Consider the following 10,282-nt stretch of genomic DNA (forward strand, 5'->3'; position numbering starts at 1 on the left):
GAATGTCCGAGAACAAAAAGTGCCCAACAGCCCTGTGATGTTCCCGGGGCGCAAGTGTGCTCGGTCTGGGACGGGTGTGTCCGTTTCTGGGAGGTCGCTGTGAGACGTCCGAGGAGCCTTGCGCGGCAACGTGTTACAGAACTGGTGACTTGGCGGCAGCGGCAAGAGTGATCTATGTCACTTGGCCGTAGGTAACGTTTACCGTTTTCCCAGATCAGCAAACAATTGATACGGGATCTCAAAAACTGTTTCGAGTACTCGGGTTGTTGCTGTCGGACACGTGACTTAACCTGCTCTCAGGTAGTCGAGGAACGGGCAGTCCCGGTTCACGTGGCACGGTCCGCGACAACCATTCAGTGCGCCTGGACATCACTGGTGTTGTCCTCAGCAAGCAGGAGGAATCGTGCCCGGTGACCCGGCCTTAGAGGCGCGCGCCCAATTCACGAGGACGCAGGGCGCTGTCGCGCGCCTACGCTTCGTGACTCGGCCGCGCGAGCGGTCGCGCTCCTGGGTGCACGGCTACCTGGAGCGGGTTGCATGGTCAGATGCCGCGATAGTCGTTGCGTCCGTGGTGATTGCGCAGTGGGTGCGGTTCGGCACCGACAACACGGCAACCAACGGTGAGGGACTGCCGGCGGGCTTGGTCACGGCGGTTCTCGTCGTCTCCTGGATTGGCGCCCTGCGCGCGACGCATACTCTCGATCGACGCATCATCGGTTCGGGGTCACAGGAATACAGCCGGGTGGTGACGGCTTGCCTGTCGGTGTTCGGTGTGCTGGCCATGGTGGACTTGCTCTTCAAGCTGAACATCGCGCGCGGATTTCTTGCCATCGCACTGCCGATCGGCACCGTCGGGCTTCTGGTCTCACGATGGTTGTGGCGGCGCCGGCTCATCCGGCAGCGAACGCATCTGCGGAACCTCGAGCAGGTACTCGTTGTCGGCGGTATTGGGTCGGCCGTCCCACTCATCAAGCGTCTGCTGAGCGCTCCGGCACTCGGTTACAAGGTTGTGGGAATCTGTGTGCCCGAGCGCACTGCGAGTCGTGCGGACGTTGACGTGGACGGTCAGGGGGTTCCGATGCTCGGATCGTTCGACGACGTGTGTGCGGCCGTTGATCGCTGTGGTGCCACCACCGTTGCGGTCACTTCAGCCGAAGCTCTCGGGCACGAGGCAATGCAGGATCTTTCGTGGGACCTCGAGGGCCGGGACGTCGACATGCTGGTTGCACCTGGCGTCACAGACATTGCCGGCCCACGGATGATGCTCCGACCCGTGGCCGGACTGCCGCTGCTGCACATCGACAAGCCGCGGTACGAGGGTGCCAACCGTTTCCGCAAGGCCATCGTCGACCGCGCCGGCACGGTGCTAATCCTGCTGGTGATCGCTCCGGTCCTGGCCGCCGTCGCCATCACGATCAAGCTGGATTCGCGGGGGCCGGTGTTCTATCGGGCGACTCGCGTGGGGATCAACAACACACCCTTCCGGATGTGGAAGTTCCGTTCGATGGTGCAGGACGCAGATGTGCTCAAGGAGAACCTCCGCAGTCTGAACGAGGGGTCGGGTGTGCTGTTCAAGATGCGCGACGATCCGCGCATCACCAGGGTGGGTGCCTTCATCCGCAGGTACAGCCTGGACGAACTGCCGCAGCTGTTCAACGTCCTGGGCGGAACGATGAGCCTGGTGGGCCCACGGCCCCCGCTGCCCGACGAGGTGGAGCGGTATGACGGCCGAGTGGCGCGGCGAATGTTGGTGAAGCCGGGCATGACGGGGCTCTGGCAGGTCTCCGGCCGGTCCGATCTCTCGTGGGAAGAGTCTGTGCGACTGGATCTTTCATACGTAGAGAACTGGTCGATCATGCAGGATGCGTTGATTTTGTGGAAGACGGCGAAGGCCGTAATTGGAAGTGACGGCGCGTACTGATGAAGCGGGTATCACTGAACGAAGAACACGGAACCGATGTAACGGGAGATGGCTCGCCAAATGTCAGCACAACGGAAGCATCCGACACTTCAATACAAAGGGATCATCGTAGGACTATTCTGCATGTGAGCGAAGCTCTCGGAGGAGGTATACACACAGCAATCTACAATTATTCTCAAGCCGCGAACCAAGCCAACCATGTCATCTTTGCGCGGATTCGAGAAGGGCAACACACGCAAGAATGGCCCGAAACGGTGAGTGTTGTCGAGTATCGCGGCGGAATGCTCAACTTTTACCGCGCGGCATCTAGACACATTGAAGACATTGCTCCGGATGTCATACATCTCCATTCATCATATGCGGGGATAATGCGGGCATGGCTGGATGAACGGCGACGAATCGTATATTCTCCACACTGTTTTGCAATGGAGAGACGAGGCGACACTCGTCTGATCCGGACTTTGTATTGGGCCCTTGAGTTCCTGCTATCGCGAAAGAAGCAAGTATACGCATGCGTTAGTCCGCGAGAGGCAGAGATAGTTAGATTTCTAAATACCCACGCTGATGCCGCGTTAGTTCCAAATTACAACGCTAGCGGGGCTACTACCAGCGTCGAGCGGAAAAACTCCAAAGCCGGTAAAGAAAAGAAGATTATCACAATCGGGCGAGTGTCAAAACAGAAGGACCCCATATTCTTCGCGAACATAGCGAAGGATTTAGGAAACGATTACAACATGATTTGGGTCGGCGATGGCGATAAAGGATACAAGAAAATCCTTGAGGATTCCGGAGTATTAGTGACTGGGTGGGTCACGCCAATCGAAGTTGCGCAGATCGTCGAGTCCGCGGACCTATATCTGCACACAGCGGCTTGGGAGGGTGCTCCACTCTCGGCGATTGAAGCAGCGACAATGGGATGCCCAGTTATCGCTCGCACAATACCTTCCATGGCGTCATTACGTTATCCGCTTGGAGGGCGCGACCATCAACAAGTCAGTTGTTCAGTCAAGAGATTCTTTAGCCAAGATGAGTATAGACGAACCGTAACGGCGCAAACACGCGCAGTCGTAGAAGAAAATAGCCCAGGATTGGCGCGGTCAACACTGGACGCTATCTATGCTGTCGACACCAAATCGTCGGGGTAAAAAACTATGCGAATCGGATCAAGTTTCCATCGACGCTTACTCAAGAGCGGATCGCCGGCCGTAGCGTCATCAGCAATTATGATGTTGACCCCCCTGCTTGGGCGCCTGTACCTCGATGACGCCGGGTACTCAGCATGGGCACTTCTTGCCACAATTGCGACTGTAGGTCTTATAGTTGATCTTGGCGGACCTAGTCTCGCGGTCCGTGCAGCGGGACTAGGTCTGATCACGAAGCGTCAGCTCGCAGCTCTGTGTCTCGTGTCAGCAGCGTGTTCTATTACAGTCGGGGTTGCGGCCGGAATTTTATGGCGACCCTACAGCGTGCATTTGGACATAGTCACGCCAGCGCACATGCCTATCATGCTAATTCTGACCGGTGTTGGGGGCGCGCTCCGGAGTGGCCTCGTTGTACTCGCCGCAATTGCGCTAGGGCGCGAGCGCTTCCTGTCGCGCGGAGTGAATCTAATAGCGCAGGCGGCATTGCAGTCGGTAAGCCTCTGGCTTCTCCTCGAAGTTGGAGTCGGGGTGGCAGCGATACCTACCTCAATGCTTGTGAGCGGACTGCCGCTCCTGGCGTGGTACCTACGCGACTTCACACGCACCGAAGATGCGAGGTCCTCGGGTGAGCTTGCGATGAATGATTCTGCGATAGCGTCAATCGACTTTGCTGCGGAGATCAAAAGGTTTGCCACCACGCGTGGTGCAGCAGCGACTATAAGCCTCGGATTCACACAGTTCGACAGATGGATTGTCGCCGTGAACTCGACCAGCACCTTTTTGGCCAATTACGACTTAGCGGCGCGATTTGCCGTTATACCCAAAACGGCCTTACTAACGCTCGGCCTAGGATTTGTCCATGAAGCGACGCGGGATCTGCGCACGCGAGGCATAGAAAATCTGGCCAAAAGGTCGAACAGGATCGGCATCGGAATCACCGGAGCCGGGTGTATTGGAGCACTGGCTTTGTCTTTCTTGTTTGTTCGGATTTCCAACGTAAATGGTTTAGGAGTATTCTTCTGCCTCCTCGTTGTCCTGTTGATCTGCAACTCCGTACACGCAATGACTGCGCCCCCCGTGCTAATTCTTACCGGAATGGGAAAGCCGGAATACGAACTCGTGTATTTGGTGCCCTCCGCGATAACAGGCGTTATCGGTATCGTTGTATCGTTGTATTACTCCTCCGCGTGGGGAGTCACACTTTCAATCTGGCTCAGCCTGGCCGCATGGTCGGCGATATTTATAAGTGTTGCACCTCGATTAATACGGCATGAGGGAACGACGCGCCACCGGGAGCTAGCGGAATGATACAGAATTCTGCCTATACAAGAACAATTCGACGACCGGACGCGAACGGAGTAGGTACGGAGCAGCCGCCTAGTGCCGGCGTGTGGCGCAAGCCGGTGGTGTCGGCGTTGCCGATGGTGGTTGCGACGATATATCTCACCGTACCGGTAGACTTTGTATTCGTTTCCACGTCGATATTGAGAGCAATCTATTTGCTATCGGCAGCTACGTTACTACTGGCGATACTCCTAGCGTTTCGGTCACTCGGCTCCTGTAGCTCTTGGATTGTCCTCTTTTTAATCTGCCTTGCCGTTCTACCGTTGGCGTCCGCCGGGCGCGAGGGTGGGATAGGTGGAATGTATATATGCCTTCCAGTAATAGTCGGGATATTAATAGCGCAGAATTTTACGCCGAGACTAGCCGTGCTGCTACTGAGTCTCGCGGCGATCGTGCTGTTGACCGAGAGTCTCACTGGAGTGCACTGGTACAGCGCCATGTTCGGCGAGTTTCGATTTCCAAGTTATGCATCGACCGGAAACTTTCGGGCACGCGGCGTGATCGGGCAACCGGTGCCGGCAGCGTTCCTTTCTGTGGCAATATCTGGCGCGTGCATTTACTACTTCTCAAAAAGGCGGGAGTGGATATGGGTCGTCGTTTGTGCGTGCGCCTGGATGGTTTCGCTTGTTTCAACAGGGACACGGTCAGCCCTGATGGTGTCGTTCATATTCGTTGGTTTAATTCTCCTAGCGTTCCGGAGCGCCGTATATAGACACATTCTCGCGGTAACACTCGGGATTACTTTGTTTGCATGGTTCTTAGTAACGGTGTCGCTTAACCTGCGATGGGCCGCTGCGAGTAGGCTATTCGAATACGGCAGCCTGGCGGAGTCTGAGTCTGGCAGAGTACGTTCAAATGGCTTCGCCGTCGTACGTTCTCTTCCGGATGCCTGCGGGTTTAGCTGCGAAATATTTGGTCACGGCGGCCGTAGCCTGGAGCAGGCTCTGATCGATAATCCGGCGCAATACGGTTTAAGTACTGTCGACAATCAGTTTGTCTCGGTCTATTGGGATTTTGGAGCGATCGGAGTTGTATCGATATTAGCCCTATTCTGTGTGGCCTCATTCACTCTGACTAGGGGCGGGCACCCATTGGAGGAGTTTGGCGCGGCAATTTTGGTTATAACAATAATATCCGGGATATTCTTCGATGCGATATACACAAGACCGCTTGGTGTCACTCTAGGCGTTGGAATAGGACTGATGGTGATGCATCGGAACTCTGCACCCATGGGTGCCGCGAAATCGTCTAGGCGGGCCTTCCATTGAGTAACGGAAATAAGTCACTAAGTATAACGGTAGCGATCATAGTTTTTAATACCGACGAGGTATTGCTACAAAGATGCCTAGAGTCAGTTCGGAATCAAACAGGTACGCACCTGGCGAATATCGAGATTTTGGTTCGCGACAACTCCTCAAATAGCAAGCTGCGCCGTCGATTCGAGAATCTCTGTGACAGGTGGCTAGAGGGTGACAATATCGGATTTGGCGCGGCCGCGAATCGATGCGTGCGTGATGCAAGAAATGATTGGATACTGTTACTCAATCCCGACACCGAGATCCAGGATGGCGCGCTGGAGGCTCTAGCCCGCACGGCGGTTGCTCGCCGATCTCCCAATGACATTTATGTTGGTTGGCTGCGGTCTCGATGTGCTGTGCAAGTGGATGCGATGATGTGCTGGCTTTTTAGCACGGCCCGCCTGCTACGCCGGCATCGCTACTCGGTAGTGCTTCGCCGAAGCGCAGGCGGTGCAATTATTCCAGTGGAGAAAGTGAGTGGTGGTGCCTGCTTTGCTCATAGGGGCGTTCTCGAGTCCCTAGGCCCGTATGATGAAAGGTTCTTCCTGTATGGCGAGGACGTGGATATGTCCTTGCGTGCCCGTCAGCGCGGGTTCAATCTGCTGGCGGTTCCGACTGCGGCAATATTTCACGACGCTGCGTCGTCGCAGCGCGACCATTCGAGGTTGGTGGAACGTGCGCGCGCAGATTCGGCAGTTCGTTTGTCTGCCTATCATTTGACCTACTACGGAAGTATTCTGTTCCGCGCCGAGTTTCTAATTGTAACGCTCTTGGGTCTGGTTGTTCCGACGCAAACGTCGTCCCACTCACGTGAGGCCCGCTTTGCTCGACTTCGGGTACTCAGAGCATGGGGATTACGCAAGGATCTTGAGAAATGGGCCCCAAATGAGTGAGCGATTGATTATCGTACCATGGCTCGAAGGTGGCGGTGCGCAAAAAGCGCTAGAAGGTATTCTCGACCGCGTACCTCCGGAAGGTACTCGAATATTGATCCTCTTTCGGGGATCCCGGCACCACGATAGAATCCTAGACTTTGGTATGCAGGTTACCGATCTTGGACTTCGCCGGAATGCGTTAGGGGCTTATCGGGCTTCGAGGTACGTCGCAAATGCTATAGACGCTGACAGGTCTCTGTTAGTCTATTCGCTGCTCAGAGCCAGTCATGTATCGATAGGAATGGTTGCAAACCCAGGCTTGCTTGCGGGGAGATTCGTAGCATCGATCCACCAGATGCCGTGGCACGATTCGCGCGGGTTGGGGGGAAAGCTCGAAAGCTATTTCCAGCGTCGCGCGCTGAATCGTGCATTGTTCGTTACGAGTCCGTCTATTTCTGCTTTGGACCATCTAGTAAAAACGGAAGTTATATCGAAGGAAGCGGCGGTCTTTGACCCGAATCTTTTAGATCTCCGGGTAGATGGTTCGTTCTCGCAACAATATAGGGTCCACGACCCTCTTCGTCTGCTGTTCTGTGGTCGCTTGGTTCCGCAGAAGGGGTTGGACTCGCTAATCGAGACTCTCAGCAGGGTACGTCGTCCGATTCATTTGGTTATTGCTGGTGTAGGTGAAGCTGAGAGCGACCTACGTGCGCGTGCTGCTCGCATGGCGGACGGCCCGCATACTGTCGTATTCAAAGGGCACATCGACAACGTTGAGCCCCTTATTGACTGGTGCCACCTCGCCATAATGCCAAGCCGATCGGAACTGGAACCCGTCTTTGTCTGGGAATCGTGGGCTCGAGGCCGCGCGGTTATAGGCCGGAATATTACTGCATTTCGTGATCTGTCTAAATATGGTCCAATGCATCTGTTCTCAAACGAAGAGGATATTATAGCGATTCTCGAGGCGGCGGATTCGGGTCGGCCGCCCTTCCAGGGCGACTACGCTCGCGCTATTAAATCGTTGCCGAGCGAATGTTCCAGGAGCGCCGTGGTTGATTTTTTGATGAATGGAGCATCGTCTATATGACTATCGTTGTCGTCCATGCTTATAGTCGGACCAATTCCGGTGACGGTTTACTTGTAGACCTGACGATTTCACGTTTGTCGCGGATATTTCCGGGGGAAGATGTTGTGGTATATGCGCAGGATCCGGGTTCCTTTCTGGAATACGATTCCAGGCTGTGGACATCCCGTCTTGGTTCGTTGCCTGAGTCATCCTTTGTGGCCTCGACTGTTGGTGCGAGGGTGGTAGGGCCCTCGACGAGCGTCGCCCAGGAGCTTCGGACCGCAGGTCTGATAGTCGGTGTGGGCGGAGGCTACCTCCGCGGTAGTACCTGCCTTGAGTGGGCCAAGAGCGAAGTCGCTCACTTCGCACAATTGCAATCGGTGGGCGAAGCTGGGGTGGGGAGTGTATACCTGCCTCAGAGCATTGGGCCGTATCCACGCGTGGTCTCCGAGCACGTGCGCCGCGCGTTGAACAAGATTGATCATGTGTTTGTCCGCGATGATAAATCACGTGCATTTCTGCGCGGTTTGCAGAACGTTTCGCGTGTTCCAGATTTGGCGGTCTTGGCGTTGGCCGATGCGAGGTTGGAGCCAAAATGCGGATCGTTCCGGAAGCCAATCGCGGTGGCACGGGACATCCACAGGGCTGGCTCGTATAACAATTTGCTCGAGGAAATGTCGATTTCTGGTCGATTTGAGTGGGCGCTCCAAGCTACTGGCCGCGGGAACGATGACTCTCGGCTGTCGAGCCGCCTTGCATCTGGACCCACGTGCCCGTTGTCCTTGCTCTTGGATACGAATAGCGCGCCGCGAGTAGTCGTTAGCACTAGGCTCCATGGTTCGCTCCAGGCGCTCTTGCGTGGATTCCCGACGGTCCACCTTGGATATGAGCGAAAGAGCTGGGGAGCATTTGAAGATCTAGGAATACCTGAATATGTACTGAATTGTAGGCGCTCGAGTCTCTACGATGTCGTTGAGAAGATCGAGGCCATTGAACGCGATCCACAAGACTACTGGTCGCGCGTAAGCGCGAACCTAGACCGCCTAAAAGTTCGATCGCGGTACCTCGACGAACTTATTGCTGGGGCCGCAGGTCCAAATATCCGGATTGGTTAGGTTATTAATATGGCAAACGAACTGATGAGTGACCGCTCGGCCCCGAGGGTTGGGGTAGACCCGCTCAAACGCCAGTTGGGCGTACTCAGGCGGGATTGGTGGGTCGTGGCGGTGTCTCTGCTGCTTGGCGGTTGCATTGCTCTTGGTATTAGCCTGACCGAGACTGCTCAATACGCTGCTTCTGTCACGTTATATGTGAGTGTTGAAGGGGCAGATAACCGGTCGGATGCGGCGTACCAGAATTCGATGGCGTCTCAGCAGCGTGTTCTTTCGTATGCAAAGTTGGTGAAGTCGGAGGTTGTCGTACGGGAGGCGGTATTGCGTTCGGGTGTGGGCTTGTCTGTCGAGGAGGCTGGCAAATCTCTTTCGGCGTCATATGCACCTGATACAGTCCTCTTGTCAGTGCGTGCAGTATGCGACGATCCGCAGGTGGCCGCGTCTTTGGCGGGAGCGTCAGCTTCCGTTTTGGTTGATTATGTTGACAAGCTGGAGACTCCGGCGGCGGGAGGATCTTCTCTGGCCCGACTCACTATTGTTAGTGACGCTACTACAAACGCGTCGCCGACTTCGCCTAAGATTCCAAAGAATTTAGGAGCGGGGTTGCTCGCTGGACTCTTTGTGGGTATCGCGGTTGTTGTGATTCGTGATCGATTCGATAACCGCTTGCGCAATGAAGAAGATGCAGTTCTAGCTTCGGGCGCGCCATTGTTGGCTAGTATTCCTGTTGACTCGGCTATCGGCGCCAAGGGCGCGATCGACTTTTCGAGGGGGTGGACTTCTAGTTCGGAAGCGTACAGAAAGCTTCGGACAAATCTACAATACGTCAACGTCGATAAGCCGGCTCGTTCTTTCCTTATTACTAGTGCACTAGAAGGTGAGGGTAAGACAACCACTTGCTGCAACTTGGCATCTACTCTTGCAGAGGCGGGGATGCGGGTTGTATTAGTGGATGCCGATCTTCGGAAGGCTCAGGCAGCGGAAAGATTGTCTGTCAATACTAACGTCGGGCTGACGGACATCTTGCGTGGTGTAGCGGACTTTGGTGACGTTATTCAGTCAGCGGGCGGCCTTGGGTTCGATGTTATTGCGAGCGGCCAGCTGCCTCCGAACCCGGCTGAATTGCTAGGCTCTGAACGGTTTCGTACGATGTGCCAGGCGCTGTCGTCTATGTACGATTTCGTCGTTGTGGACTCGCCGCCGATTATACCCGTGACCGATGCCGCGGTAATTGCAGGGAGTGTTGACGGTGTAATCGTCGTGGCCCGCGCTGGCACTTCTAGTATGCCTAGTACGGCAAACGCATGCGCTCAAATGCGCGCTGCCGGTATAAGTATTGTTGGCGTAGTGTTGAATGGGGTATCGGCAAGGATTTCAGAGTACCGGTACTCGTATGAACGCTCTTCAGCTAGTCAATCTGATTCGTCGGCACCGAAGTAGGTCAGCGGTCGATGATGAGTAGGGCAGTGGATACGGCTATTTTTGAATTCTCCGGTGGTTCAGTGTCGTGAGCAATGAGTC

8 protein-coding genes are annotated in these 10,282 nt (G+C 55.3%); all 8 read left to right on the forward strand.

What is annotated here, in order from left to right:
- Positions 1 to 478: 478 nt before the first annotated feature.
- The 8 genes from ACPXCG_RS14370 (at position 479) to ACPXCG_RS14405 (ending at position 10,201) form a co-directional block, all read left to right on the forward strand.
- Complete coding sequence (locus ACPXCG_RS14370; protein ID WP_425792625.1) at positions 479 to 1,921, forward strand: sugar transferase; 1,443 nt, start codon at positions 479 to 481, stop codon at positions 1,919 to 1,921.
- Positions 1,921 to 3,066 (forward strand): glycosyltransferase, encoded by a 1,146-nt coding sequence (locus ACPXCG_RS14375; RefSeq protein ID WP_425792626.1) that lies wholly within the window; start codon positions 1,921 to 1,923, stop codon positions 3,064 to 3,066. Before ACPXCG_RS14370 ends, ACPXCG_RS14375 begins: the two co-directional genes overlap by 1 nt.
- 360 nt (positions 3,067 to 3,426) lie before the next feature.
- Positions 3,427 to 4,371 (forward strand): hypothetical protein, encoded by a 945-nt coding sequence (locus ACPXCG_RS14380; RefSeq protein WP_425792627.1) that lies wholly within the window; start codon positions 3,427 to 3,429, stop codon positions 4,369 to 4,371.
- A gap of 80 nt (positions 4,372 to 4,451) precedes the next feature.
- Positions 4,452 to 5,675: a hypothetical protein gene (locus ACPXCG_RS14385; RefSeq protein WP_425792628.1), complete on the forward strand. Its 1,224-nt coding sequence runs from the start codon at positions 4,452 to 4,454 to the stop codon at positions 5,673 to 5,675.
- Positions 5,672 to 6,598 (forward strand): glycosyltransferase, encoded by a 927-nt coding sequence (locus tag ACPXCG_RS14390; RefSeq protein WP_425792629.1) that lies wholly within the window; start codon positions 5,672 to 5,674, stop codon positions 6,596 to 6,598. Before ACPXCG_RS14385 ends, ACPXCG_RS14390 begins: the two co-directional genes overlap by 4 nt.
- Before the next feature lie 337 nt (positions 6,599 to 6,935).
- Positions 6,936 to 7,670: a glycosyltransferase family 4 protein gene (locus ACPXCG_RS14395; protein ID WP_425792630.1), complete on the forward strand. Its 735-nt coding sequence runs from the start codon at positions 6,936 to 6,938 to the stop codon at positions 7,668 to 7,670.
- Positions 7,667 to 8,764: a polysaccharide pyruvyl transferase family protein gene (locus tag ACPXCG_RS14400; RefSeq protein ID WP_425792631.1), complete on the forward strand. Its 1,098-nt coding sequence runs from the start codon at positions 7,667 to 7,669 to the stop codon at positions 8,762 to 8,764. The genes ACPXCG_RS14395 and ACPXCG_RS14400 overlap by 4 nt, the downstream gene beginning before the upstream one ends.
- A gap of 9 nt (positions 8,765 to 8,773) precedes the next feature.
- Positions 8,774 to 10,201: a polysaccharide biosynthesis tyrosine autokinase gene (locus ACPXCG_RS14405; RefSeq protein ID WP_425792632.1), complete on the forward strand. Its 1,428-nt coding sequence runs from the start codon at positions 8,774 to 8,776 to the stop codon at positions 10,199 to 10,201.
- Positions 10,202 to 10,282: the final 81 nt, after the last annotated feature.

This window comes from Gordonia sp. DT218 (genome assembly GCF_049847105.1).
Lineage (GTDB): Bacteria > Actinomycetota > Actinomycetes > Mycobacteriales > Mycobacteriaceae > Gordonia.

What these genes read in the sequence shown, in the direction of transcription:
- ACPXCG_RS14375 (WP_425792626.1), top strand. Translation starts at nt 1,921, where the DNA reads ATGAAGCGGGTATCACTGAACGAAGAACACGGAACCGATGTAACGGGA.
- ACPXCG_RS14380 (WP_425792627.1), top strand. Translation starts at nt 3,427, where the DNA reads ATGCTAATTCTGACCGGTGTTGGGGGCGCGCTCCGGAGTGGCCTCGTT.
- ACPXCG_RS14395 (WP_425792630.1), top strand. Translation starts at nt 6,936, where the DNA reads ATGCCGTGGCACGATTCGCGCGGGTTGGGGGGAAAGCTCGAAAGCTAT.
- ACPXCG_RS14400 (WP_425792631.1), top strand. Translation starts at nt 7,667, where the DNA reads ATGACTATCGTTGTCGTCCATGCTTATAGTCGGACCAATTCCGGTGAC.
- ACPXCG_RS14405 (WP_425792632.1), top strand. Translation starts at nt 8,774, where the DNA reads ATGGCAAACGAACTGATGAGTGACCGCTCGGCCCCGAGGGTTGGGGTA.